This window comes from Saccharopolyspora thermophila, from assembly GCF_014646075.1.
Classification (GTDB): Bacteria; Actinomycetota; Actinomycetes; order Mycobacteriales; family Pseudonocardiaceae; genus Saccharopolyspora; species Saccharopolyspora thermophila.
Genome location: NZ_BMMT01000001.1, coordinates 705,017 through 730,012, shown reverse-complemented (window position 1 = coordinate 730,012; position 24,996 = coordinate 705,017). Strand labels below are relative to the sequence as shown.

The window sequence follows — 24,996 nt, the reverse complement described above, 5'->3', positions numbered from 1 at the left end:
CGTGCGCCCGCGTGCTCAGCGGCGGAGCTGCTGCTCCACGGCGGCCACCACTTCGGACAGCGGAACGCGGGTCTCATCGGTCCAGTCCGGGCCGCACCGCGGCGTCGGCGCGGACACCGACATGGCGGCGACCACCTCCCCGGAGTGGTCGCGGATCGGCATCGCCACGCAGCGGCAGCCGATGATGTACTCCTCGTCGTCCACCCCGTAACCGCGTTCCCGGGTCTGCGCGACCTCGGCGAACAGGGCGTCGAGGTCGGTCACGGTGTTCTCCGTGAATCGCTCCAGCTGCACGCCCCGATACCGGCGCCGCAGCTCGTCGTCGGACAGCCCGGACAGCAGCACCTTGCCGAGCCCGACGGCGTGCGCGGGCAACCGCATGCCCACCGCGGACACCAGCTTCATCGGCTGCGGCGACTCCGCGATGGCGATGTAGACGTTCTCGGTGCCGTCGAGCCGGGACAGCTGCACGGTCTCGCCGGTCCGTTGCGCGAGCTGCTCCATCAGCGGCAGCGCCAGCCCGACGATGTCGCGGTGCCCGGTGTAACCCTGCCCGACGGTCCACGCCTTCAGCCCCAGCCCGTAGGTGCGGGTGGTCTGGTCGAACTCGGCGAAGCCGCGGTGCACCAGGGTGCCGAGCAGCCCGTGCACGCTGGACAGCGGCAGCCGCAGCGTCTCGGCGATGTCGCTGAGGCGATGCCGCCCGCGCGACAGCAGCTCCAGGATCACCAGCGCGCGGTCGGCGGACTTGACCACGTTCTGCCCGCTGCCCGCCTGCTCAGCAGTGGCCGACTCCGCCTTCACCGCGCACTTCCTTCCGCTACTCGCCTCGCGACCTACTGAACAGTACAGCGGCCGTGAGCGCGACGCTCAGCTCGCTCAGCTCGCGGCGAGCGTGGGCGATGTCGGTGGCCACGGCGATGTTGTTGTTCCGGTACACCGCGATGTTGACGGCCAGGCTGCGGCCCCCGGTGGCACGGCGGATCCGGTCGAGCAGGAACGGCGTGAGGTCGTGGCCCGCGATGCCCTGCTCACGCACCTGCTCCAGCGCCTCGGCCAGCGTCCGGTCGTGCACCTGCGAATCGAGATGGTCGGCCACCGGGACGGGGTTGGCGACCAGCAGCGCGGCGCGCAGGCCGAGCGCGTCCCGCGCGGCGACCGCTGCGGCCACCTCCGCCGAGGAGTCGGCGCAGTGTTCCACCGCGTGCCCGGAGTCGGCCACGTAGAACCCCGGGAAGCGCCGGGTGCGGTAGCCGAGCACCGGGATGTTCAGCGTTTCCAGCCGCTCCAGCGTCGCACCGACGTCCACATGGGACTTCGCCCCGGCGCTGACCACCACCAGCGGCGTCACCACGAGGGTCACCAGGTCGGCCGACTCGTCAAAGGTCTCCGCCGCACCCCGGTGCATGCCGCCGATACCGCCGGTGGCGACATCGCACCTCCCGCGAGATCCACCCGGTCCGGGCGCCGCTGAAGTGTGAGCATAGGGGGATGGAGCAGTCGGGGACGCCGTTTCGCCCGCTCGCGCCGACGATCGACCTGCCCGCCGCGGAGCGGCGCATCATCGAGTGGTGGCGGGTCCGCGAGGTGTTCGAGCGTAGCCTCGCGCAGACCGCGAACGGCCCCCGCTGGGTGTACTACGAGGGCCCGCCCACGGCCAACGGCACCCCGGGCACCCACCACGTCGAGGCGCGGGTGTTCAAGGACGTGTTCCCGCGGTACCGGACCATGAAAGGCCACTTTGTGCCGCGCCGCGCGGGCTGGGACTGCCACGGCCTGCCGGTGGAGCTGGCCGTGGAGCGCGAGTTGGGCATCAGCGGCAAGCGCGACATCGAGCGCATCGGGGTGGCGGAGTTCAACGCCCGCTGTCGCGAGTCGGTGCGGCGCCACGTCGCAGAGTTCGAGGCGGTCACCCGGCGGATGGGCCACTGGATCGACCTGCCGGCGGCGTACTGGACGATGTCGCCCGGCTACGTCGACAGCGTGTGGTGGGCGCTGACGCGGATCTTCGACAGCGGGCTGCTGGTGCAGGACTACCGCGTGGCGCCCTACTGCCCGCGCGACGAGACGACCCTGTCCGACCACGAGGTGGCGCAGGGCTACGTGAACGTGCACGACCCGTCCGCGTACGTGCGGTTCCCGGTGGACGGTCTCCTCGCCGGGCACCACGGCGTCGACCTGCTGGTGTGGACGACAACGCCGTGGACGCTGGTGTCCAACACCGCGGTGGCGGTGCACCCGCAGGTGCCCTACTGCGTCGTGCGCACGGTGCGCGGCACGTTCGTGGTGGCCGAGCCGCTGGTGGGCGAGGTGCTCGGCGACGACGTCGAGGTGCTGGCCACCGCGCCGGGCACCGAGCTGGCCGGACTGCGGTACCGGCGGCCGTTCGACCTGGTCGACATCCCGGACGCGCACCGGGTGGTGCTCGCCGACTTCGTCTCGACCGACGATGGGACCGGGCTGGTGCACCTGGCACCGGCGTTCGGCGCCGACGACCTGGCCGTCTGCCGGGCAAACAACCTACCGGTGGTGAACCCGATCACCAGCTCCGGCCGGTTCGGCGACGACGTCGACCTGGTTCGCGGCATGTTCTTCAAGGATGCCGACGCCGTGCTGATCGGCGATCTCCAGCACCGTGGGTTGTTGTTGCGCTACAGCACTTTCGAGCATCCGTACCCGCACTGCTGGCGCTGCCACACGCCGCTGATGTACCACGCCCAGCTCTCCTGGTACATCCGGACCACGCAGATCCGCGACGCGCTGCGGCGCGAGAACGAGCGGACGAACTGGTACCCGGCGCACGTCAAGCACGGCCGCTACGGCGACTGGCTGGCCAACAACGTCGACTGGGCGTTGTCGCGGTCGCGGTACTGGGGGACGCCGCTGCCGCTGTGGCGCTGCCCCGACGGCCATGTCACCGCCGTCAGCTCCCGCGCCGAACTGGGCGAGCTCGTCGGCCGGGACCTGACCGACCTCGACCCGCACCGGCCGCACCTCGACGAGATCACCTTCACCTGCCCGTCCTGCGGCCTCCCGGCGCGGCGCGTACCTGAGGTGGTCGACGCCTGGTTCGACTCGGGCTCGATGCCGTTCGCCCAGCTCGGCTACCCGCACGCCCCGGGCAGCGTCGCGGAGCTGGCCCGCGACTACCCGGCGCAGTACATCTGCGAGGCCATCGACCAGACCCGCGGCTGGTTCTACACCCTGATGGCGGTCGGCACGCTGCTGTTCGACCGCTCCGCCTACGAGAACGTGGTGTGCCTGGGGCACATCGTGGCCGAGGACGGCCGGAAGATGAGCAAACACCTGGGGAACGTGCTGGAGCCGCTGCCGCTGATGGAGCAGCACGGCGCGGACGCGCTGCGGTGGTTCATGCTGTGCTCCGGTTCGCCGTGGTCAGCGCGCCGCGTGGGGCACGGCCCGCTGCAGGGCATCGTGCGCAAGGTGCTCCTGACGTACTGGAACACCGCGTCGTTCTTCACCCGGTACGCGAGCCTGGTGGACTGGATCCCGGCCGACGCCGCCCCGCCCGCGCGGCGGCCCGTGCTGGACCGCTGGGTGCTCGCGCTGGTCAACCTGCTCGCCACGCGGGTCGACGCGCGCCTGGAGGACTACGACACCGCCGGAGCGGGGCGGGCGCTGGCGGAGTTCGTCGACGATTTGTCGAACTGGTACGTCCGCCGGTCCCGGCAGCGCTTCTGGGACGGCGACCGCGACGCGCTGACCACGCTCCACGAGTGCCTCGACGTGCTGACTCGGCTACTGGCGCCGTTCGTGCCGTTCATCACCGAGCAGGTGTGGCAGGACGCCGTACGTCCCGGTTCCCCCGACGCCGCCGAATCGGTGCATCTGGCGCTCTGGCCGCAGGCGGACCTTTCGCTGGTGGACGAGGCGCTGCTGTCCCAGGTGGACGTCGTGCGGCGGCTCGCCGAGGCGGGGCGGGCGGCGCGGCACGCCAGCGGCATCCGGGTCCGGCAGCCGCTGGGGCGTGCGCTGGTGGGCCTGCCGACCGGGGTGGCGCTTCCTGCGGACCTGCTCGCCGAGCTCGCCGACGAGCTCAACGTGCGGCGCATCGATCCGCTCTCGTCGGCCGGTGCAGTGCTGGACGTGTCGGTGAAGCCGAACTTCCGCGCCCTGGGGCGCAGGTTCGGCAAGCACACCCAGCAGGCCGCAGCGGCAGTCAGCGCGGCGGATCCGGCGACGCTGGTGCGGGCACTGCGCGCGACCGGCAGCGCCGAAGTGAACCTGGCGGGCGAGCGGATCGCGATCAGCCCCGACGAGGTGGTCGTCAGCGAGGTGCCGCGCACCGGCTGGGTCATGGAGTCGCAGCACGACGTCACGATCGCGCTGGACACCGCGATCACCCCGCAGCTGCGGCAGGCCGGGCTGGCCCGGGAGGTGGTGCGCTTCGTGCAGGAGTGCCGCAAGCGCGACGGCCTGGACGTGGCGGACCGCATCGCGCTGCGCTGGCGTACCACCGGCGAGGTGCGCGAGGCGCTGCTGGCGCACGGCTCCGACATCGCCACCGCCGTGCTGGCCCCGGACATCGCCGAAACCTCCGAACCGCAGGCGGATTCCAGTGAGCACACCGACCCGGAACTCGACCTGCGGGTGTGGCTGCGCCGGATCTGACCGGCCACACAGAACGACACGGCCGCGAGCGGTGCTCCCGCTCGCGGCCATCGTGAACGTCCAGGCACGCCCTGGAGTCCGGCTGCGGTGTTCCCTGGGGGTCGACTCGCCGACTCCCTGGAAGTCAGACCGGAATCCGGGGGTGCACCGCGGTCATTCGGTGCTGCTGGAACCGATCTGCTCCATCAGGACGTCGTAGTAGGAGCCGACGCGGGCGTAGACACCCGGCTTGCCCGGGCGGGCACAGCCCTCGCCCCACGACGTGACGCCGATCAGCTTGTTGTCCACCACCATCGGACCACCGGAGTCGCCCTGGCAGGTGTCCACGCCGCCTTCCGGCAGCCCGGCGCAGACCATCGCGTCCTTGTTGTACTCCTGGTACGCGCCGGAGCAGGTCTCGTCGGAGGTCACCGGCACGGTGGCCTTCTGCAGGTGATCGGCCTGCTGGCCGCCCTCGGAGGTGTTACCCCAGCCGAGGATGGTGGCCTGGCTGTCCGGGGCGTAGCCCGGGTCGTCGGCCTTGGCCAGCTCGATCGGCGCCTCCTGCACCGGCGCCTGCAGCGTCAGCACCGAGACGTCGAAGCCTTCGGTCGCGTCCTGGTACTCAGGGTGCACCCAGATGTCGGTGACCTTCGAGACGGTGCCCTCCTGCGAGCTCATCACCGTCCGGCCGCTGACCACGTTGATGTCGGCAGGCTGCGCATTGACCGTGCAGTGCGCGGCCGTGACCACCTTGGTCGGTGCAACCAGGGTGCCGCCGCAGAACTGCTGGCCGCTCGGGGACACCAGGGCCACGACGAACGGGTGGTCCTTGATGTCGGCATCCTCGCCGCCGACGATGTACGGTTCGACGTCCGACGGCGGCGCGGGCTGCGCCTGCGCGACCGACGCCGTGGTCAACGCGGCGACGGCGATCGCCGCGACACCGGCGAACCGGACGAGGCGACGTGGGGTCTCGACCATCGTGCTTCTCCTTGTCCCAGGGAACCTGGCCGCTGCGCGCCCTGGGCCCGGCGGCCTGCCTCCCGCCGGGTGGTTAGGCACAGCGACGAACTCGCCCGGAACGATATCCGCGGCCGCGCCGACCGGAAAAGCACCCGTATTTTCCGTTTTTCACCAGTACAGCAGAAAGTTCGCGCGTCGCCAAGGAGTTCGCCGACGGGGACGTGAGGGCGATTTCGGTGCTGTGGAAGGGAAAGCGGCGGTGCCGCCACGACGGCACGGGCGATTGGTGTCCGTCCTGAGCGGACACCTGTCGTGTCGCGAATGCGCCAGGCGGCGGGAGCGGGGAAGTGTCCCCGGCGCACCCCGATTGCGCCGGGGACACCTCCAACCACGGCCGGACCCCTCCGACCGGCTCGCGCCACCGGTCCCCGAACCGGCGGCACCGGCGCGTTCCGCGGCCCCGACTGCCGCGATCCGAACGCGCCAGCACTGGTCTACCGAATCATCGGTGGAATATTCCAGACCCAATCGGACCAGCTCACCCGATTGATCGTTCAACTGGTCGGCCTAACCCCGTTCCCACCCACCAGCACACCGCCGAACGGTTGATCTTCGCCCCCGGTGCCCCGCGCCGACCGGAGCAGGGCGCGCCGCACCCCGCAGGTGGCGACGCAACCGCCCTCAGCTCGGCGCGCGAGCCGCCCGGCCTACTTCGGTACGAGTCCCGCGTCGTAGGCCAGCAGCCCCGCCTGGAGGCGGTTCGCGCACGACAGCTTCACCAGCATCCGCGACACGTAGCTCTTCACCGTCGCCTCCGACAGGTACAGGCGGGCCGCGATCTGCGCGTTCGACATGCCCTGCCCCAGGCACGCGAGCACCTCGACCTCCCGGTCGGTGAGGTCCCGCACCAGCTCCACGGCCCGCTGCCGCGCGCTCTGCTCGGCGGCGGACGCGGCCAGCAGGCGCTTCTTCGCCTCCGCCGACAGCACCGTGTGCCCGTCCGCGGCGACCCGCACCAGACCGATCAGGTCCTCCGGCGGCGTCGACTTCACCAGGAACCCGGCTGCACCGGCGCGCAACGCCCGCAGCACGTACCTGTCGGCGTCGAACGTCGTCAGCGCCACCACGGCCGGCGGGTCGGGCAGCGTGCAGATCCGCTCGATGGCCGTGAGCCCGTCCACCCCGGGCATGCGCAGGTCCATCAGCACCACGCGCGGGCGGTGCCGCACCACGCACTCCACCGCCGCCGCGCCGTCCTGCGCGTCGTCGACCACCTCGATGTCCTCGGCCGAGCCCAGAATCGTCCGCAGGTGCGCGCAGACCATCGGCTCGTCGTCCACCACGACGACCCGGATCGGATCACCCATCGACGACCGCCTCCTCGGTGGGCACGTACGCGGGAAGTATCACATCGACCTCGAACCCGCCCTCGGACGTGGCCGCCGCGTACAAGGACCCGCCGACCAGCTCCACCCGCTGCTGCAGGCCCAGCAACCCCGACCCGGACCCGCTGGTCGCCAGGTCCGCGTCGGCCCGGCCCGGCGGCGCGGTGTTGCGGACGACCAGCCGCAGCCGGTCGTCGCTGTGGACGACGCGCACACTCACCCGGGCGCCGAAGGCGTGCTTGTGCACGTTCGTCAGCGCCTCCTGCACCACCCGGTAGGCGGTCCGGCCGACGGCCGCGGACACCTGCGCCGGATCGCCCTCCACCGCGAAGTCGACCGGCACGCCCACCGCTTCGGACTGGCCGATCAGGTCGGTCAGGTCCGGGACCTCGGTCAGCGGGGCCTCCGCGCGGGCCTCCTCGTCCGCCGTACCGCGCCGCAGCACCCCGACCAGGTCCCGCAGCTCCTCCAGCGCCTGGCACCCGCTGGTCCGCAGTTCTTCCGCCGCCCGCCGGATTTCCGGGTCGTTGGCGGCCACCCCGAGCGCCCCCGCCTGCAGGACCATCAGGCTCACCCGGTGTGTCACGACGTCGTGCATCTCGGCGGCGAGCCTCGCCCGCTCCTCCGCCCTGGCCTGCTCGGCGAGCAGGTCCTGCTCCCGCTCGGCCCGCTCGGCGCGTTCCCGCAGCGCCTGCACCAGCCTTCGACGGGCGGCCACGTACAACCCGAGAAGTGCGGGGAACACGGTCCAGAGCACACCGGCGACGATCGCGTCGCCGCTCGGCTGGTCCCACGGTCGCACCGCCAGCACCGAGACGATGGCGATCAGGTCCCAGCTGAAGAACTGCCACGTGCGCCCCTGGGTGTAGACGACCGCAGCGTAGACGTACCACGGCGTGATTCCCGGGAGCCACGGGTCGTCGCTCTGGTTGATGGCCAGCAGCGGGCCGGGGCCGAACTCGATCAGCAGCACCTGCGCGAGTGACACCGCGGTCACGACCGTCATGAGCGCCACCGGGAAGCGCCGCCGCAGGAGCAGCGCCAGGTCCAGGCCGTGCTGGATGAGGTCGTTGAGCCACAGCCCACCGACCCAGTCGTACACCTCGGTCGGGGTGTCCGTGGGGTACAGGTTCGACAGCACGCGGCCGAGCAGGTGCAACCCGATCACGAGACACACGTCGAACGCGGCCTCCCGCCGGGAGTTCCACAACAGCCGCCAGAGCGGGCGCTTCACGGGGAACACGGTAGCCACCCCGGGTGCGCTGACCGGCGCGGAAACCACCGCTCGGCGGGGGCGGAGTCGACGAAAGTTGCATATCGGCTGGGCGGCGTCAACTTTCGTCGGGCGTACGCCCTACCAAGCGCCGTGGCCCGGAGCTGATCATCGCGGATTCAATGGAAGCGCCCACCCAACCGACCGCTGGGGGAAACCATGAACTCCGCTGTGCTCAGCCCGGAATCACCGCCGCCGACCAGGCCCGACATCGCGCCGCTGGCGAAGTGGCCGGTGTTCACCGTCGCCGGCCTCGTCGCCGCCGCGCACGTCGCCGTCGCTCCGCTGGGCGGCTTCTGGATCGACGAGGCGTACATGCTGGCGGCCGGGAAGTTCCACCCGGACTGGGGGTACGTCGACCAGCCGCCCCTGGTGCCGCTGCTGGCGGCGGCGATGGACCGGCTCGCGCCCGGCTCGCTGGTCGTCCTGCGGCTGCCCGCCGCCCTGGCCACCGCCGCCATCGTGGTGCTGACCGCGCTGCTGGCCCGCGAGTTCGGCGGCGACCGCCGCGCCCAGGTCATCGCTGCGGGCGCGGGCGCCACCGGCCTGTGGATGGCCTTCGTCGGGCACTGGGTGGCGCCCTACACGTTCGAACCGGCCCTGTGGCTGGTGCTCACCTGGCTGCTGGTGCGCTGGGTGCGGTTCCGCGCGCTCGGGCGGGCCGACGACCGGTTGCTGCTGCTGTTCGGCGTGGGCGTCGGCGTGACCATGCAGGTGAAGTTCCAGGTAGCCATTCTGTGCGTGGCGCTGCTGATCAGTGTCCTGCTGGTCGGCCCGCGCGACATCCTGCGCCGTCCGATGCTCTGGGGCGGTGCGGGCATCGCGCTGGTGATCGCCGCACCCACCCTGATCTGGCAGGCCCTGCACGGGTGGCCGCAGCTGAAGATGGGTGCCGTCGTGGCAAGCGAGTCGCCGATGCTGTCCGGGGGACGCAGCGGCACCGCGCTCTCGCTGGTGATCTACGCGGGAGTCGCGGGCTCCGCGCTGCTGCTGATCGGCTTGTGGCGGCTGCTGCGCTCACCGGAGTTACGCACATACCGGTTCTTCGCGGTCACGACCGTCCTGCTGTACGGGTTCTTCGTCGCCACGGCCGCTCGCCCGTACTACCTCATCGGGCTGTACGGCGTCGCGACCGCGGCCGGCGTCCTGGGCCTGCAACGACGCCGCGAGACGCGACGCACCCGCCTGCGCTGGACAGCCTGGCCCGTGTTCGCGCTCTCGACCGCCGCCGCAGGGTACATGCTGTGGGCCTCCACGATGACCACATCGATGTTCGGGGTCCCCACGGCGAACTCGATGGCCAGCGACACCTCGGTCGCGTACCTGTCTCTGCCGCCGGAGCAACGGGCGCGGACCGCAGTCGTCGGTGACAGCTACATCGTGGCCTCGATGCTGGAGGTCGGGCTGCCGCAGCCGCCGTACGGCGAGGTCTACAGCCCGCACCGCGGCTACGGCTACTTCGGTCCCCCGCCGGAGCAGGCCGACACGGTGCTGTTCGTCGGGACCGATCCGTCGGCGCTGCGCGAACGGTTCGCCGACGTCCGCCAGGTCGGTTTCGGTCAGGTTCCGGTCTTCCTGTGTACCGGTCGCCAGGGCTCCTGGGCGGAGATCTGGCCGAGCCTGCAGTCCCTGTGAGGCGTCATGAGCAACCGGCTTCCCCCGCGACCCGCGGCACTCCGGGTGCCGCCACACCAACCGACTCGCTCCCTGCCCGCCGAGCGCACTGCCACAATGGCGCCGGCGATGCGCGACAGAGAGGTGCCGACAGTGGCCACCCCACCACCGAACCCGCACACCGGCGAGCTCCGCCTCCGGCCCCCACGCCACCGCGTCGAGCGCCGCGCCATCGGCTGGTGGACGACGCAGGCGCTGCTGCTCGTCGTCCCCCCGCTGGTCGCGCTCGCGGTGCTGGCGGTGCTGCTGCCCTCGGCCCGGTTCTGGCTCCTGCTGGGGCTGGCCGCGGTCGCCGTGGCAGGCATCCCGTACGTGCTGGTGATGCCGCAGTGGCGGTACCGGGTGCACCGCTGGGAAACCACCGAGGACGCCGTCTACACCGCCGCCGGGTGGCTACGCCAGGAATGGCGGGTGGCGCCGATGTCGCGCATCCAGACCGTGGACACCGTGCGCGGGCCGCTGCAGCAGTTGTTCAACCTCGCCAGCGTCACCGTCACCACCGCGTCGGCCGCCGGACCGCTGACCATCGCCGGCCTGGACCGGGAGGTCGCGGTGGCCGTCGTCGAGCAGCTCACCGCGGTCACCCAGGCCACCCCGGGGGACGCGACATGAGCACCGTCATCGACGGGCAGTGGCACCGCCTGGACCCGAGGACGATCGCGGCCGTCAGCACCCTGGTGATGGCGCCGATGGTGCCGACGGTCGGGGTGATGCTGCTGTCCGGCAAGGTCCAGGTCGCACTGATCACCTCGCTGATCTGGGTGGCCGGCGGGCTGGTGATCGCCGGACTGACCGCGGTCGGCTGGTGGTTCACCCGGTACCGGATCACTGCGGAGCGCTTCGAACTGCGCCGCGGCAACCTGACCCGCAGCCACCGCTCGATCCCGCGCGACCGGATCCGCAGCGTCGACCTCACCGCCGACCCCGGCCACCGGCTGTTCCGGATCGCCGTGGTGAAGGTCGGCACCGGCGGCCAGGCCGGGGACGGTGCCGAGCTCAAGCTCGACGCGATCGCTCGCCACCACGCCGAAACCCTCCGCCAGGAGCTGCTGTTCGGCGACGCGCCCACTGTGGACACCCACCGGCAGGGCGCGACCGAGGCCGAGAGCACACTGGCGCGGCTGCGCCCGGCGTGGTTCGGCTACTCCGCGCTGACCCTGTCGCTGGTGCTGATCGTGTGGGGCGCGCTGGGGTCCGCGGTCGGGTCCTTCACCGAACTCCTCGACGCCATGGGCGTCTTCCGGGCCGTCGCGGACGCCGCCACCGCAGCGCCGGTGTTGGCCGTCGGCGTCGGCACCGCTGCCCTGCTGCTGGTCGGCGTCGGCGGGGCCATGGCGCTGTCGGTAGAGATGTGGTGGGGCTTCCGCCTGTCCCGCGAGCGCGGCGGCACTCTGCGGGTGCGGCGCGGTCTGCTCACCACCAGGTCGATCTCGCTGGAGCAGCGGCGCCTGCGCGGGGTCGAGATCGCCGAACCTATGCTGCTGCGCTGGGCGGGAGCCGCCCGGCTCAACGCCATCGCCACGGGTCTGAGCAGGAGCCGGGAGGACCACCAGCCGGAGAACAAGACGCTGCTGCCGCCCGCGCCCCGCGCCGAGGTGGACCGGGTGGCCGCGGCGGTGTTGCGGGAACCGCAGCCGCCGACCGGCACCCCGCTGCGCCGCCACCCGCGAGCGGCCCTGCGGCGCCGCACCACCTGGGCTCTCGGCTGCGCGGCCCCGGCCGTGGCCGCGGTGGTGGTGCTGGACGTCCTCGGTTGGGTGCCGACCTGGCTGGCGGTGTCCGCGGGTGGGGTCGCCGTCCTCGTCGCGTGCGCGTTCGCGGTGGACGCGTACCGCAACCTGGGGCACGGCCTCACCGACGAGTACCTGATCACGAGATCGGGCACGGGAGTCCGACGCACGGCCGCGCTGCACCGCAGCGGGATCATCGGCTGGCGGATCACCCAAACCGTGTTCCAACGGCGGTCGGGGCTGGCGAACGTCACGGCGACCACGGCCGCCGGGAGCAGTTGCTACCCGGTGAAGGACGTGGCCGTCGGAGAGGGGCTGGCACTGGCCGAACAGGCGGTGCCGAATCTGCTCGGGCCGTTCCTGGAACGGCACTGAGTCCGGCGGGCGGTGGCTCCGCCCCGGAGAGCGGAGCCACGCGTCGATGGCGCGGACCGGATGTGTGGGAGAGCGACGGCACGCGGCGCCGGACCAGCCGCCTCCGGCCCGGTCCGCGCTTTCCGTCAGGCGTCGTCGAAGCAGCCCCGCTTGAGGTGGCGGACGAACTCGCGCCAGCGCTGCGGGGCGACGGTGATGTGCCCGGCGGCCCGGTTCTTGGTGTCGCGAACCCCGACGCAGTCGACCCCGAAGCCGACCTCGACGCACTGGCCCTGCCCCTGGGTCCGGGTGCTGGTGCGCCAGCCGGTGATGTGTGCCATCTACAGCTCTCCTATGCGTTGTTGGATGAGTTGAACTGAACCGTCCGGATCTACCGCATGCGCCCGTAAATGGTCCATCATCATGACGTAGTTCGACAGCTCGATCTCCCTTTCGAGGTAAAGCCCTCCCACATGCGTTTCCAGATAAACCACGTCCGGGTCAATGTGGTTGGAGTAACGCAGGATCACGAAAGGTCCGGCCTGCGCCGGATGTGCGCCCGCGTCCAGGGGCATCACCTGTAGCGTGACGTGCGGCAGTTCGACGAGTTTGAGCAGGTGCTCCAGCTGCCGCCGGAGCACTCCGTTCCCGCCGACGCGCCGACGCAGGGCAGCTTCCCCCACGACCGCCCACAACTCCAGCGGGTTCGGGCCGGTGACCCGTTGCTGGCGCTGGATTCGCAGGTCGACCCGGCGGCTTATTTCCGAGTCGTCCGCTCTGATGAGAGTCGCTTTCGTGAGCGCATAGGCATATTCACGTGTTTGGAGCAGTCCTGGAATCGCTTCGGACTCGTAGGTGTGGATCGACGACGCTTCGGCTTCCAGCCCCACGTAGGTCTCGTACCATTCCGGCAGCACGTCGCTGTAGGAGTGCCACCACCCCCGTTTGCGTGCGTCGCGCGCGAGGTTGATCAGCTGCTCCCGTTCGGCCCCGTCCACGCCGTAGAAGTCCAGCAACGCCGAGACGTCGCCGACCGACGGGGAGCGTTTGGCGGTTTCGAAGCGCCCGATCTTCGCCTGGGTGCAGCCAAGGTGGCTGGCGGCCTGCTGCTGCGTGACCTCCGCCTTGGCCCGCAGCCGGCGCAACTCCGCGGCGAGGCGACGACGACGCACCGTGGGACTCACTGTCATGAGCCCATCCTCCATGGATGTCGACGCTGCGTCACCACCCCATCACCCTTGGAGAGTGCGATGTTCGGCGCAACAACCCCTCGTCGGTTCAGGGGCGCGGCACGTTGCGCAGGTTGCTGCGGGCGAGCTGCACCATCTTCCCGACGCCGCCGGACAGCACCGTCCGGCTGACCGCCAGCGCGAAGCCCTTGACCTGGTCGCCGGTGATCCGCGGCGGGATGGACAGCGCGTTCGGGTCGGTGACCACGTCGACCAGCGCCGGACCCGGTCGGCCGAGCGCCTCGGCCAGCGCGTCGCGGACGTCGCCCGGCTTCTCCACCCGCACCGAGTGGATCCCGGCGGCGGCCGTGAGGGCGGCGAAGTCGACGCTGTCGTAATCGGTGCCGTGATCGGGCAGGCCGTCGACCAGCATCTCGAGCTTCACCATGCCCAGCGAGGAGTTGTTGAACACCACCACCTTCACCGGCAGCCGGTGGGTGCGGAGGCTGAGCAGGTCACCGAGCAGCATCGACAGCCCGCCGTCGCCGGACATCGAGATCACCTGCCGGTCCGGGTCGGCGATCTGCGCGCCGATGGCCTGCGGCAACGCGTTGGCCATCGAACCGTGCACGAAGGATCCGAGCACCCGTCGCCGCCCGTTCGGCGTGATGTAGCGGGCCGCCCACACGTTGCACATTCCGGTGTCCACTGTGAACACCGCATCGTCGGCGGCAAGGTCGTCGAGCACGTCGGCGACGTACTCGGGGTGGACCGGCACCTGGGACTCGACGTTGCGGGTGTAGGCGTCGACGACGCGCTCCAACTGGCCCGCGTGCTCGTGCAGCATCCGATCCAGGAAGGACCGGTCGGTCTTCTGCGGGACGTGCGGCAGCACCGCGCGGATCGTCTCCGCCACGTCCCCGTGCACCGCCAGGTCCAGCACGGTGCGCCGCCCCAGGTGCGCGGGTTCGATGTCGATTTGCACGGTGTTGGCCTGCGGCAGGAAGTTGTCGTACGGGAAGTCGGTGCCCAGCAGCACGACCAGGTCGGCCCGGTGCATCGCGTCGTAGCAGGCGCCGTAACCGAGCAGGCCGCTCATCCCGACGTCGAACGGGTTGTCGTACTGGATCCACTCTTTGCCGCGCAGCGCGTGCCCGACGGGCGCGTTGAGCCGCCCGGCCAGCTCCATCACCTCGCGATGCGCGCCGCGCGTCCCGGCACCGCAGAACAACATCGGGCGCTCGGCGCGGTTCAACCGCGCTGCCAGCGCGTCGACCTGGTCCTGGGAGGGCACCACGGTGGGCGGCTCGCACTCCACCAGCCCCTGCCCGGTGGGCCGGGTGGCCTGCCGGTGCGCGATGTCGCCGGGCAGCACCAGCACCGAGACGCCGCGCCGGCCGGAGGCGGTCTGGATCGCGCTGCGCAGCAGCCGCGGCATCTGCTCGGGCTGCGACAGCAGCTCGCAGAAGTGGCTGCATTCGGTGAACAGCTCCTCGGGGTGGGTCTCCTGGAAGAAGCCGGTGCCGATCTGCTCGGACGGGATGTGCGAGGCCAACGCCAGCACCGGCGCCCCGCTGCGGTGCGCGTCGAACAGACCGTTGATCAAATGCAGGTTCCCCGGCCCACAACTGCCCGCGCACACCGCCAGCCGGCCGGTCAGCTGCGCCTCGGCGCCGGCCGCGAAGGCGGCGGTCTCCTCGTGCCGCACGTGCACCCACTCGATGCCATCGGTGCGGCGAACGGCGTCCACGACCGGGTTGAGGCTGTCGCCGACGATCCCGTAGATGCGGCGGACCCCGGCCTGCACCAGGACCTCGACGAACTGCTCGGCGACGGTGGGCATGGGTGCTCCTCCGCGTTTCGGTGGCAGGGCCACCCCCCGTCTACGCGCGGTCCTGGAGACCCGCAACTCGGGACGCGCTGCGGCCTTCGGTGGACGTCGGTAACGAATCGGGCGGACCCGGCGATCAGGCCGGTGTCACAGCCGAAACACGTGTTATGAGAAAGGAATCGCGGTGTCCGTCCGCCTCTACACCACCTGCGCGCTCGCCCTGACCGCCTCGGCGGTCGCCGGGTTGCTGCTGGGCGGCTACATCGCGACGGCGGACCGCTCGCCGGCCCACCCGGTCAGCCAGGTGGCGCCGTTGACCAGCGCCGCGGACCCGCGCGGATGACCCGCGCCACCGCTGACCGGGGCGGCATCGGCTAGCGTCGGGTGCATGAGCGAACAGAACCGTCTCTCGGTCGGCGACAAGGCACCCGAGTTCTCCCTACCGGACGCTGACGGCAACACCGTCTCGCTGAGCGACTACCGCGGCCGCTCGGTGGTGGTCTACTTCTACCCGGCCGCGAGCACCCCTGGCTGCACCAGGGAGGCGTGCGACTTCCGGGACAACCTCGCGGTGTTCAACGACGCGGGCTTCGACGTCGTCGGCATCTCCCCCGACGCGCCGACGAAGCTGGCGAAGTTCCGCGACGCCGAGGGGTTGACGTTCCCGCTGCTGGCCGACGAGGACAAGTCGGTCATGACGGCGTGGGGTGCCTTCGGTGAGAAGAAGAACTACGGCAGAATCGTGCAGGGCGTGATCCGCTCGACGTTCGTCGTCGACGCGGAGGGCAGGATCGCCCAGGCGTTGTACAACGTGAAGGCCACCGGCCACGTCGACCGGCTCCGCAAGGATCTCGGGGTCTGATGCGGCCAGCGGGCACCGCCCCAGCCGGTGCCCCACCACACCCCCACCCATCCCAAACCCCGTCAAAGCTGCCTGAACCTGGGTTTTCCGACACCCGGTTCAGGGCCGCTAGTCCAGTACCAGGTAGACCGCGACGGCTGCGGCGATCACCACAACGAGGTAGCGCAGCAGGTTCGCGGGGAGCTTCTGGGCGACCTTGCCGCCCGCGTAACCGCCGAGCACGGTCGTCGGCACCAGCATCAGCACCGCGATCCAGTCCACCGGAGCGATCAGCGCGTAGACGACGAGTGTCACCGCGCTGCCGATCATGCCCAGCCAGCTCTTGAGCGCGTTCAACCGGCGCATCGTGTCGGTGGCGGCCAGCACGAGGATCGCGATCAGGATGACACTGCGGGCTCCGCCAAAGTAGCCGCCGTAGACGGAGGCGAGGAAGATCCCGACGGTCAGCAGCACCGTGCGGTCCGGCGCGTCCTGCGCGGGCGTACCGAGCCACCCGCGGATGGTGTTCTGAAAGGCCATCAGCACCGCGGAGAGCCCGACCAGCGCGGGCACCACCGCGTCGAACACCTCGCTTGGCAGGACCATCAACAGTGCACATCCCAGCGCCGAGCCGACGACCGCGGCGGCGGAGGTCAGCCACACGCGCCGCCGGGCCCCGTTGAGGTCGCTGCGCTGGCTGATCGCGGCGCCGACGAACCCGGGCCCCTGCGCCACCGCGTTGGTCACGTTGGCGACCAGCGGCGACATCCCGGTGGCCAGCAGGGCCGGGAAGACCAGCAGCGAGCCGCCCCCGGCCACCGCGTTGATCGCGCCGGAGAGGAAGCCGACGACGACGAGCAGCACCGGCTCGAACCATTCGGTGAACACGGCCCCCGAAGTTAGCTCCCGCAACAATCCGAATTGCCCCGGGGGCGAGCGGTATCACATCGGGACGGACGGTTGCGCCGCATTCCATAACACCGTTATGGTTCCATAACACCGTTACCGAACGCGGAGGGGAGCCCGATGAGCAACCCGTTCACGCAAGGCAACTACGCACCGGTCAGGCAGGAGCACACCTGCACGGACCTGCCGGTGATCGGCCACATCCCGGAGCACCTCGACGGCCGCTACCTGCGCAACGGCCCGAACCCGAGCGCCGAGATCGACCCCGACACCTACCACTGGTTCATGGGCGACGGCATGGTGCACGGCATCCGGATCCGCGACGGCCGCGCGGAGTGGTACCGCAACCGCTGGGTCCGCTCACCCCACGTCAGCCGCGCGCTCGGCGAGCGGCCCCGCCCCCGCAACCCGCGCGCGGGCCTGGACCTGCTCGGGGCGAACACCAACGTCATCGGCCACGCCGGTCGCACGCTCGCCCTGGTCGAGGGCGGCGCGGCGAACTACGAGCTGACCGACGAGCTCGACACCGTCGGCCCGTGTGACTTCGACGGCACGCTGCCGGGCGGCTACACCGCGCACCCCAAGCGCGACCCGGAAACCGGTGAGCTGCACGCGGTTTCGTACTTCTTCGGCCGCGGCAACACCGTGCAGTACTCGGTCATCGGCACCGACGGCCGGGCCCGGCGCACGGTGGACGTGGAGGTCGGCGGCAGCCCGATGATGCACGACTTCTCGCTGACCGAGAAGCACGTGGTGTTCTACGACCTCCCGGTCACCTTCGACGCGCGGCAGGCCACCGCGACCATCGCGCCGAGCTGGCTGCGCCGCCCGGCCCAGCTCGTGCTGTCCGCGCTGATCGGCCGCATCCGCATCCCGGACCCGATCTCCGCCCGGATGGCCCGCTTCACCCCGGCCAACCAGGGCTTCCCGTACCGCTGGAACCCCCGCTACCCGGCGCGGATCGGGGTCATGCCGCGCAACGGCGGCTCGCGCGACGTCCGCTGGTTCGACGTCGGCCCCTGCTACGTCTTCCACCCGCTCAACGCCTACGACACCGAGGACGGCGTGGTTGTGGACGTGGTGCGGCACGCGAAGGTCTTCGACGCCGACCTCAGCGGTCCGTCCGAGGGCGCCCCGACGCTGGACCGCTGGACGGTGGACTTCCGACGCGGCGAGGTCCGCGAGGAGCGCTTGGACGACCGTGAGCAGGAGTTCCCGCGTGTGGACGAGCGCCTGGTCGGCAAGCGGCACCGCTACGGCTACTCGGTCGGCGGGGACACCTTGTACAAGCACGACCTGGCGACCGGCCAGACGCTCACCCGCAGCTTCGGCGCGGGCAACCAGGTCGGCGAGTTCGTCTTCGAGCCGCACACCCCGGACTCACCCGAGGACGACGGGGTCCTGATGGGCCTGCGCTACTCCGCGGCCGAGCAGCGCAGCGACCTGCTACTGCTGGATGCGGAAACCCTGGAGACGGTGGCGGAGATCCAGATCCCCCACCGCGTCCCCAACGGCTTCCACGGCAACTGGGTCCCGACCGGGACCTGAGCGGTCGTGAGCGCGCGGCACCGTCGCGCCCCCACGACCCGGTCCACCTACGCCCTGCGGCCCGTGGTGGAGGCGAAACCGAGCCAGGTGTGGCGATTCCCCCACCAGCACCAGCCGACCTTCGGCGCGTTGCGGCGCTCCTTGCCGTCGCGACCCGTGCCGTTGCTGATCCACAGGGCCGGTGTGCGGGAGTCGAAGGACCCGTTGGCCTTGCGCAGCCGGGACGCAATGGTCATGAAGCAGTGGTTGCGCTCCAGCGCGGACGGTTGCTGGAGCACCCAGTGGATGCCTTCGGTGACCAGCAGCGGTGAGCGCTGCGCCGCGCTGATCGCAGGCAGGGCTTCCGCCGGGCTCCAGTTGGCCAGGTGATCACCCCGGTCCACGCCGTCGAGGACGTACAGCGGCGCGTCGGGCAGCTCGACGCCGGTCGGGGCGAAGCGGTCGACGTCGGGCATGTCGGTGACGACGAAGCCGGGCTTGTCACCGTGGCGCAGCAGGGGCGCGAGCGCGGACGCGGGCGCCCGGTCCGGGTGGACGGCGAGCAGCGCCCCGTCACCGTCACCGGCGTCCGCGGCGAAGGCGCGCAGGTCTTCGGCGGAGAGCTGCGCGATCTCGTGCACGCCCAGCTCGATCAGGTGCTCCGCCTGGGCGGCGAGTGGCGGGAGGGAGGTGGTCAAGGAACTCCTCGGTTCGCAGGTCGGGACGGGGGAGCTGAGCGCGGTGGCGGCCACGACGACCCTCCTCAACAGAAACTTATGACGGTAGTAAAATTGTACCCGTACTACTGAAAGCGTCAACGCGCGCACGCTGTGGGAGGTCAACTTGACCGCCGAGCCGGACACCGCTCCGCTGGGCCTGCGGGAGGCCAAGAAGCAGGAGACGCGCCAGCTGATCTCCGACCGCGCGACGCAGCTGTTTCTGGCGCAGGGCTTCGAGCGGACGACGATCGCGGAAATCGCCGAGGCCGCTCGCGTTGCCAAGAAGACCGTGACCAATTACTTCGCCCGCAAGGAAGACCTCGTCTTCGACCGCCAGGACGAGTTTGTCAGCTCCCTGGCCCGCGCGGTGGACGCCCGCCAGCCCGGCGAGTCCGCGCTGTCCTCACTGCGGCGCGCCTGCGAAGCCGCGATCGCCGAGCAGGACCCGGTCGCCGGGTTCGCGGGCCTGGAGTTCAGCCGCATGATCGCGGAGAGCCCCACCCTGGTGACCTGCTTGCGCACCCTGCACGACCAGCGCGAGCAAGCCCTGGCCGACGCGCTCGCGGACGCCGTCGGCGAACCCGCGTCCGACATCACCGTCCGCACCGCCGCTGCCCTGCTGGGCGCCGTGCACCGCACCCTGTTCCAGCGCATCCAGGAACTCACCCTCGCCGGGCACCCGAACCACGAGATCGCCGCGACACTGGCCCCCGAAGCGGCCCGCGCCTTCGACCTCCTCGAACCCGGCCTCGCCGACTTCGCCGTGGCCTGACCAGAGTGTGGCGACCTTCGAGGTCCCGGTCGGGGACAGGTGACCATCCTCCGCTACAGCGACGCCGAGGACGCCGATGTCGTCTACCTCGAGAGCCAGCACGGCGGCTTCTATGTCGAAGACCTCGAAGCCGTATCCGACTACGCGTTGATGATGGAACATCTACGTGCGCATGCAGCAGATCCTGCGACGACGCTCGAGCTCATCCACAAACGCACAGGAGCGCTATTGGCTTTGACGCTGTGTGGGAATCCGGGACACCAGGGATCGCGATGGTGGGTGCTTGACACTCGCTCCTGCCCAGTGGCAGGCGTTCCTGCGCGCGGTCAAGAACGGCGCGCTCGACGGCTGACGCCACCATCCCGCGATGCGCAAAGGGCCGCGAAAAGTTTGGGTTCAGTCCGCGAGCTTGCGGAGCTCCGGGAGGAGCAGCCTCAGGGCTCGACCTCGGTGGGAGTCCGCGTCCTTCTCCTCCGGGGACAGTTCCGCGCTGGTCCGGGTCTCGCCCTCCGGGACGAAGATCGGGTCGTAGCCGAAGCCGTTGGTGCCGCGTGCCTCGCGGATCACCGTGCCGCGCCACTCTCCTCGGACCACCGTCTGGGTGCCGTCCGGGAGGACCAGGGCCGCCGCCGAGACGAACGCCGCTCCTCGGCGCTCGTCCGGGACGTCCGCCAGCTGGCCCAAGACGAGGTCGAGGTTGGCCTGGTCGTCACCGTGCCGGCCCGCCCAGCGCGCCGACAGCACGCCCGGCATGCCGTTGAGCGCGTCCACCTCGATGCCCGAGTCGTCGGCGACCGTGGGCAGGCCGGTGGCCTTGGCCGCGTCCGCCGCCTTGGCCACCGCGTTCTCCTCGAACGTGGCACCCGTTTCCGGTGCCTCCGGGAACTCCGGCACGTCCGCCAAGCCGACGACCTCCACGCCGGTGACGCCCTCGGCGGCCAGGATGCGGCGCAGTTCCACCAGCTTCTTCTGGTTCCGGGTGGCCAGCAGGATCCGCGTCATGCCGCACTTCCCGGCAGCTCGCCCGGGTACGGCGCGGCCAGCGCCTCGGCCTGCAGCTCGGCGAGCCGCGCGCAGCCCGCCAACGCGAAGTCGATCATCTTGTCCATGGTCGAGCGGGTGAAGGTGGCGCCCTCGCCGGTGCCCTGCACCTCCACGAGGGTGCCGTGGTCGGTGGCCACCACGTTCATGTCCACCTCGGCGCGGGAGTCCTCCTCGTAGGGCAGGTCCAGCCGCACCCGGCCGTCCACCACACCCACGCTGACCGCCGCCACCGAGCAGGACAGCGGCTTCGGGTCGGACAGCCGCCCGGCCGCGCCCAGCCACGTCACGGCGTCGGCCAGCGCCACGTAGGCGCCGGTGATCGCCGCGGTGCGGGTGCCGCCGTCGGCCTGGATCACGTCGCAGTCGATCGTGATGGTGTTCTCGCCGAGCGCGGCCATGTCGATGCACGCCCGCAGCGAGCGGCCGATCAGCCGGCTGATCTCGTGGGTCCGCCCGCCGATGCGGCCCTTCACCGACTCCCGCGCGCTGCGGGTGTTGGTGGACGACGGCAGCATCGCGTACTCGGCGGTCACCCAGCCCAGCCCCGAGCCGGTCCGCCAGCGCGGCACGCCCTCCTGGACGGTCGCCGCGCACAGCACCCGCGTCCGGCCGAATTCCACCAGCACCGAACCGGCCGGCCAGTCCTGGTACCCGCGGGTGATCCGCACCTCTCGGAGCTCGTCGTCGCTCCGCCCGTCAGCTCGTGCCACGCCCCAACCCTAAGCCCGCCGGACCAACAGCTCGTCAGGGGCACCCCAAGATCGTGTCAAGGTGCCCAGGCCGCGGTGTCGATCGGGAACCGCCGTCCGGGGACGTCAGATGTCGTAGGTGCGGTCGGCCGCGACCAGCTCGGCCGGGCCGTCGAAGGCGGCCTTGGCCTCGGTGAGGATCGCGTCCCGGTCCGCCCACGGCACGACGTGGGTGAGCAGCAGGCGGCGGGCACCGGCGGCAGTAGCGACCCCCGCCGCCTGACGGCCCGACAGGTGCACGCCGTCCGGTGCGTCCGGAAAGTCCGCCCAGGACGCCTCCGACAGCAGCACGTCGGCGTCCGCGGCCAGCTCGGTCAGCTGCGGACACGGCCCGGTGTCGCCGGTGTAGGCCAGCACACGGCCCTCTGCCGCCACGCGGAACCCCCACGCCGGGCACAGGTGCGCCACGGGCACCGCGCGCACCTCGAACGCCCCGATGCGCACCGGCTCGGGGGAGATCGGGACGAACTCGAACACGTCCGACAGATCGGTCTCGGCCAGTTCCTCGGCGTTGGGCGCGTAGAGCGCGGCGAACCGCTCCGGCGCGTTCTCCGGCGCGATCACCGGCAACCGGTGCACGGTCGGGTCGTACGGCGGGTTCGGGTGGTAGCGGCGCAGCACCGTCAACGCGCCGAAGTCCGCGCAGTGGTCCGGGTGCAGGTGGGTGAGGAACACGGCGTCGAGCTCGAACGGGTCGATGAACCGCTGCATCGCGCCCAGCGTGCCGTTGCCGAGGTCGAGCGCGATACGGGTGCCGCCGGATTCCAAAAGGTACCCGGAAGAAGGCGAATCCGGGCCGGGGAAGCTCCCGGAACAACCGAGGATCGTCAGCTTCATGCGATCGAGCTTGACACGCTCAGCGACTGAACGGCATCGGCCAGCGGCGCCCGGCCGAGGAACCGCTCGGCCAACCTGGCGAACCGCTGGGGGTCGCCCGTGACGCGGAACTCGTGCGACGCCGTGGACGCCGCCCTGAGCAGGTCGTTCTCGGTCAGCACCCGCACCACGTCCTTGGCGGTCTCCTCGGCGCTGGAGACCAACGTCACGTGCTCGCCCATCGCGAGTTGCAGCACACCGGTGAGCAGCGGGTAGTGGGTGCAGCCGAGGACGAGGGTGTCGACGCCGGCCTGCTGGAGCGGGTCCAGGTAGCTCTGCGCGAGGCCGAGCACCTGGCGTCCGCTGGTGATGCCGCGCTCGACGAAGTCGGCGAACCGCGGGCACGCCGCCGTGGTGAGGGCGATGTGCGGGGCCGCGGTGAACGCGTCGTCGTAGGCGCGGGACCGGATGGTGGCCTTGGTGCCAATCACCCCGACCCGACCGTTGCGGGTGGTCGCGACCGCTCGCCGCACCGCCGGCAGCACCACCTCCACGACCGGGATCGAGTAGCGCTCGCGCGCGTCGCGCAGGCACGCCGACGACGCGGTGTTGCACGCGATCACCAGCAGCTTGACACCGTCGGCCACCATCGAGTCGGTGATCGCGAGGGTGCGGGCGCGGATCTCGGCCAACGGCATCGGCCCGTAGGGGGCGTTGGCGGTGTCGCCGACGTAGTGCAGCGTCTCGCCGGGCAGCTGGTCCATGATTGCGCGGGCCACCGTCAGGCCACCGACGCCGGAGTCGAAGATCCCGATCGGTGCGTCAGTCACCCGGCCAGTGTGCCAGGCTCGTTGGTCGAGCCCGGGCGTCGCGTGGCGCGCGCCACCAGCCAGGCCGCGAGGGCGCCGCCCAGCGCGCCGAACAGATGGCCCTCCCAGGAGATCCCGGGTTGCCCGGGCAGCACGCCCCACAGCATGCCGCCCCAGTAGAAGAACAGCACCACCGCAACCAGGATCTGCCCGAAGCTGCGCTGGAAGAAGCCGCGCAGCAGCAGGAACACCATCCAGCCGAAGATCACCCCGGATGCGCCGACGTGCACGCCGGGCGCGCCGACCAGCCAGGTGCCCAGGCCGCCGATGATCCACACCGTGGCGGTCACCGCGACGAACTGCCGCAGGCCGCCGGCGAGCACCAGCCAGCCCAGGACGAGGAGCGGCAGCGTGTTGGCCATCAGGTGCGGCCAGCCGAAGTGCAGCAGCGGCGCCCACAGGATGCCGTCCAGGCCGTCCACCTCGCGCGGCTCGATGCCGTTGTCGTCGAGCCGCGCGGCCGGGGTCGCGAGGTCGTAGAACTCGATGCCGTACAGGACCGCGACGGCGATCAGCATGCCCACCGCGGCTCGCAGCGGGTTCTCCGGAAGCACGCGTGGCCGGCGACGCTCGGGCAGTCGGTTCACGCCATCGAGGCTACGCGGTGAAACCCGTTGCGGCCTCGGGGATGCCCCTGAGTTTTCCGCCGTCCCGGTCGTCGAACGCACGGGCCGCAGGGCACCTTCGGCCGAGGTCGAAGGTGCCCCCAGGAGCTAGGCCCAGAGCTGGCCTTCGAGGCGTTGCGCCGCCTCGTCGAGGGTGCCACTGTAGGCGCCCGTCGACAGGTACTTCCAGCCCGCGTCCGCGACGATGAACGCGATGTCGGCCGACTCGCCGTCCGCCGCCGCTTTCTCCGCGATCGTCAGCGCCGCGTGCAGCACCCCGCCCGTGGAGATCCCGGCGAAGATGCCCTCGCTCTCCAGCAGCTGCCGGGTGCGGCGCAGGGCGTCGTAGGAGCCGACGGAGAACCGCCGGGTCAGCACGTCCGGGTCATACAGCTCCGGGACGAACCCCTCGTCGAGGTTGCGCAGGCCGTAGACCAGCTCGCCGTAGCGCGGCTCGGCCGCCACGATCTGCACGTCCGGCTTCTGCTGCCGCAGGTACCGCCCCACCCCGACCAGGGTTCCCGTGGTGCCCAGCCCCGCCACGAAGTGCGTGATGGTCGGCAGGTCCCGCAGAATCTCCGGCCCGGTGGTGCGGAAGTGCGCCTCGGCGTTGGCCGGGTTGCCGTACTGGTAGAGCATCACCCAGTCCGGGTTCTGCTCGGCCAGCTCCTTGGCCACCGCCACCGCCTGGTTGGAGCCGCCCGCGGCCGGTGAGGAGATGATCCGCGCCCCGTATGCCTGCAGCAGCTGGCGCCGCTCCTCGGAGGTGTTCTCCGGCATCACGCACACCAGGCCGTAGCCCTTGAGCTTGGCGGCCATGGCCAACGAGATGCCGGTGTTACCCGAGGTCGGTTCGAGGATCGTGCAGCCGTGGGTGAGACGGCCTTCCTTCTCCGCCGCCTCGATCATGGCCAGCGCCGCCCGGTCCTTGATGGAACCGGTCGGGTTGCGGTCCTCCAGCTTCGCCCACAGCCGGACGTCCGGGGCCGGCGCCAGGTGCGGCAACCCGACCAGCGGGGTGTCGCCGAGCGCATCCAGCAGCGAGTCGTAGCGTGCCACGGTGCGCCTCCTTCCCCACTCTTCGAAGAGGGTCTCTTGGTTTGTCGAAGCGGCGCAGCCGCTTGGCCCACCTACGCCGCCGCTCCGCCGCGGCGT

The 24,996-nt window shown here is 71.1% G+C and carries 24 protein-coding genes and 2 pseudogenes; 10 read left to right on the top strand and 16 right to left on the bottom strand.

What is annotated here, in order from left to right:
• Window positions 1-15: 15 nt before the first annotated feature.
• On the bottom strand, window positions 16-804 hold the full coding sequence (locus IEY17_RS03270; RefSeq protein ID WP_188985179.1) for an IclR family transcriptional regulator: 789 nt from the start codon (window positions 802-804) through the stop codon (window positions 16-18).
• A gap of 16 nt (window positions 805-820) precedes the next feature.
• Window positions 821-1,429: pseudogene (locus IEY17_RS03265) on the bottom strand (pseudouridine-5'-phosphate glycosidase); the annotation flags it as partial.
• Between the two features lie 62 nt (window positions 1,430-1,491).
• Between IEY17_RS03265 and ileS the strand changes: the two are divergent.
• Entirely contained in the window at window positions 1,492-4,632 is a 3,141-nt protein-coding gene (gene ileS, locus IEY17_RS03260) for an isoleucine--tRNA ligase (protein ID WP_188985175.1), read from the top strand.
• 153 nt (window positions 4,633-4,785) lie between these two features.
• Here ileS and IEY17_RS03255 read toward each other — a convergent pair whose 3' ends face one another.
• The 3 genes from IEY17_RS03255 to IEY17_RS03245 form a co-directional block, all read right to left on the bottom strand.
• On the bottom strand, window positions 4,786-5,595 hold the full coding sequence (locus IEY17_RS03255; protein ID WP_188985173.1) for a S1 family peptidase: 810 nt from the start codon (window positions 5,593-5,595) through the stop codon (window positions 4,786-4,788).
• A gap of 689 nt (window positions 5,596-6,284) precedes the next feature.
• Entirely contained in the window at window positions 6,285-6,944 is a 660-nt protein-coding gene (locus tag IEY17_RS03250; protein WP_188985171.1) for a response regulator, read from the bottom strand.
• Window positions 6,937-8,196, bottom strand: coding sequence for a sensor histidine kinase (locus tag IEY17_RS03245; RefSeq protein ID WP_229679792.1), 1,260 nt, complete (start codon window positions 8,194-8,196; stop codon window positions 6,937-6,939). Before IEY17_RS03245 ends, IEY17_RS03250 begins: the two co-directional genes overlap by 8 nt.
• 198 nt (window positions 8,197-8,394) lie before the next feature.
• Between IEY17_RS03245 and IEY17_RS03240 the strand changes: the two genes are divergently transcribed.
• From IEY17_RS03240 to IEY17_RS03230, 3 genes are all read left to right on the top strand, one after another.
• The gene (locus IEY17_RS03240; protein ID WP_188985167.1) at window positions 8,395-9,870 is read left to right on the top strand and encodes a glycosyltransferase family 39 protein; all 1,476 of its coding nucleotides are present in this window, start codon (window positions 8,395-8,397) and stop codon (window positions 9,868-9,870) included.
• A 108-nt stretch (window positions 9,871-9,978) separates the two neighbouring features.
• The gene (locus tag IEY17_RS03235; RefSeq protein WP_188985165.1) at window positions 9,979-10,521 is read left to right on the top strand and encodes a PH domain-containing protein; all 543 of its coding nucleotides are present in this window, start codon (window positions 9,979-9,981) and stop codon (window positions 10,519-10,521) included.
• Window positions 10,518-12,014, top strand: a complete 1,497-nt coding sequence (locus IEY17_RS03230; protein WP_188985163.1) for a PH domain-containing protein — start codon at window positions 10,518-10,520, stop codon at window positions 12,012-12,014. The genes IEY17_RS03235 and IEY17_RS03230 overlap by 4 nt, the downstream gene beginning before the upstream one ends.
• A 125-nt stretch (window positions 12,015-12,139) precedes the next feature.
• Here IEY17_RS03230 and IEY17_RS03225 read toward each other — a convergent pair whose 3' ends face one another.
• The 3 genes from IEY17_RS03225 to IEY17_RS03215 all read right to left on the bottom strand — a co-directional run bounded on the left by IEY17_RS03225 (window position 12,140) and on the right by IEY17_RS03215 (window position 15,005).
• On the bottom strand, window positions 12,140-12,334 hold the full coding sequence (locus IEY17_RS03225; protein WP_188985161.1) for a DUF397 domain-containing protein: 195 nt from the start codon (window positions 12,332-12,334) through the stop codon (window positions 12,140-12,142).
• Entirely contained in the window at window positions 12,335-13,183 is an 849-nt protein-coding gene (locus IEY17_RS03220) for a helix-turn-helix domain-containing protein (RefSeq protein ID WP_308423938.1), read from the bottom strand.
• Window positions 13,184-13,271: 88 nt separating this feature from the next.
• On the bottom strand, window positions 13,272-15,005 hold the full coding sequence (locus IEY17_RS03215; RefSeq protein WP_188985157.1) for a pyruvate dehydrogenase: 1,734 nt from the start codon (window positions 15,003-15,005) through the stop codon (window positions 13,272-13,274).
• A gap of 172 nt (window positions 15,006-15,177) precedes the next feature.
• On the opposite strand from IEY17_RS03215, the gene IEY17_RS03210 reads away from it, so the two are divergent.
• Entirely contained in the window at window positions 15,178-15,336 is a 159-nt protein-coding gene (locus IEY17_RS03210) for a hypothetical protein (protein WP_188985155.1), read from the top strand.
• 45 nt (window positions 15,337-15,381) lie between these two features.
• Window positions 15,382-15,855: a thioredoxin-dependent thiol peroxidase gene (bcp, locus tag IEY17_RS03205; RefSeq protein ID WP_188985153.1), complete on the top strand. Its 474-nt coding sequence runs from the start codon at window positions 15,382-15,384 to the stop codon at window positions 15,853-15,855.
• 108 nt (window positions 15,856-15,963) lie between these two features.
• Here the strand turns inward: bcp and IEY17_RS03200 are convergent, their stop codons facing one another.
• Window positions 15,964-16,722, bottom strand: a complete 759-nt coding sequence (locus tag IEY17_RS03200) for a sulfite exporter TauE/SafE family protein (protein ID WP_188985151.1) — start codon at window positions 16,720-16,722, stop codon at window positions 15,964-15,966.
• A gap of 138 nt (window positions 16,723-16,860) precedes the next feature.
• Here IEY17_RS03200 and IEY17_RS03195 point away from each other — a divergent pair, with 138 nt between their 5' ends.
• Window positions 16,861-18,288, top strand: a complete 1,428-nt coding sequence (locus IEY17_RS03195) for a carotenoid oxygenase family protein (protein WP_188985149.1) — start codon at window positions 16,861-16,863, stop codon at window positions 18,286-18,288.
• A gap of 47 nt (window positions 18,289-18,335) precedes the next feature.
• Here the strand turns inward: IEY17_RS03195 and IEY17_RS03190 are convergent, their stop codons facing one another.
• Window positions 18,336-18,965, bottom strand: a complete 630-nt coding sequence (locus IEY17_RS03190) for a DUF5701 family protein (protein WP_188985147.1) — start codon at window positions 18,963-18,965, stop codon at window positions 18,336-18,338.
• Window positions 18,966-19,110: 145 nt separating this feature from the next.
• Between IEY17_RS03190 and IEY17_RS03185 the strand changes: the two genes are divergently transcribed.
• From IEY17_RS03185 to IEY17_RS25730, 3 genes and pseudogenes are all read left to right on the top strand, one after another.
• The gene (locus tag IEY17_RS03185) at window positions 19,111-19,758 is read left to right on the top strand and encodes a TetR/AcrR family transcriptional regulator (RefSeq protein ID WP_188985145.1); all 648 of its coding nucleotides are present in this window, start codon (window positions 19,111-19,113) and stop codon (window positions 19,756-19,758) included.
• Between the two features lie 39 nt (window positions 19,759-19,797).
• Window positions 19,798-19,956, top strand: a pseudogene (locus IEY17_RS26005) (Scr1 family TA system antitoxin-like transcriptional regulator); the annotation flags it as partial.
• Between the two features lie 46 nt (window positions 19,957-20,002).
• Entirely contained in the window at window positions 20,003-20,110 is a 108-nt protein-coding gene (locus IEY17_RS25730; protein WP_188985143.1) for a DUF397 domain-containing protein, read from the top strand.
• Between the two features lie 44 nt (window positions 20,111-20,154).
• Here the strand turns inward: IEY17_RS25730 and rdgB are convergent, their stop codons facing one another.
• The 6 genes from rdgB to IEY17_RS03150 form a co-directional block, all read right to left on the bottom strand.
• Window positions 20,155-20,760, bottom strand: a complete 606-nt coding sequence (gene rdgB, locus IEY17_RS03175; RefSeq protein ID WP_188985141.1) for an RdgB/HAM1 family non-canonical purine NTP pyrophosphatase — start codon at window positions 20,758-20,760, stop codon at window positions 20,155-20,157.
• Window positions 20,757-21,512 (bottom strand): ribonuclease PH, encoded by a 756-nt coding sequence (gene rph / locus IEY17_RS03170; protein ID WP_188985139.1) that lies wholly within the window; start codon window positions 21,510-21,512, stop codon window positions 20,757-20,759. Before rph ends, rdgB begins: the two co-directional genes overlap by 4 nt.
• A 105-nt stretch (window positions 21,513-21,617) precedes the next feature.
• Window positions 21,618-22,388, bottom strand: coding sequence for an MBL fold metallo-hydrolase (locus IEY17_RS03165; RefSeq protein WP_188985137.1), 771 nt, complete (start codon window positions 22,386-22,388; stop codon window positions 21,618-21,620).
• Window positions 22,385-23,197: a glutamate racemase gene (murI, locus tag IEY17_RS03160; RefSeq protein ID WP_188985135.1), complete on the bottom strand. Its 813-nt coding sequence runs from the start codon at window positions 23,195-23,197 to the stop codon at window positions 22,385-22,387. Before murI ends, IEY17_RS03165 begins: the two co-directional genes overlap by 4 nt.
• Window positions 23,194-23,790, bottom strand: a complete 597-nt coding sequence (locus IEY17_RS03155; RefSeq protein ID WP_188985376.1) for a rhomboid family intramembrane serine protease — start codon at window positions 23,788-23,790, stop codon at window positions 23,194-23,196. The genes murI and IEY17_RS03155 overlap by 4 nt, the downstream gene beginning before the upstream one ends.
• A gap of 159 nt (window positions 23,791-23,949) precedes the next feature.
• Window positions 23,950-24,900 carry a PLP-dependent cysteine synthase family protein gene (locus IEY17_RS03150; RefSeq protein ID WP_188985133.1) on the bottom strand — a complete coding sequence of 317 codons (951 nt, stop codon included), beginning with the start codon at window positions 24,898-24,900 and terminating at the stop codon, window positions 23,950-23,952.
• Window positions 24,901-24,996 lie beyond the last annotated feature (96 nt).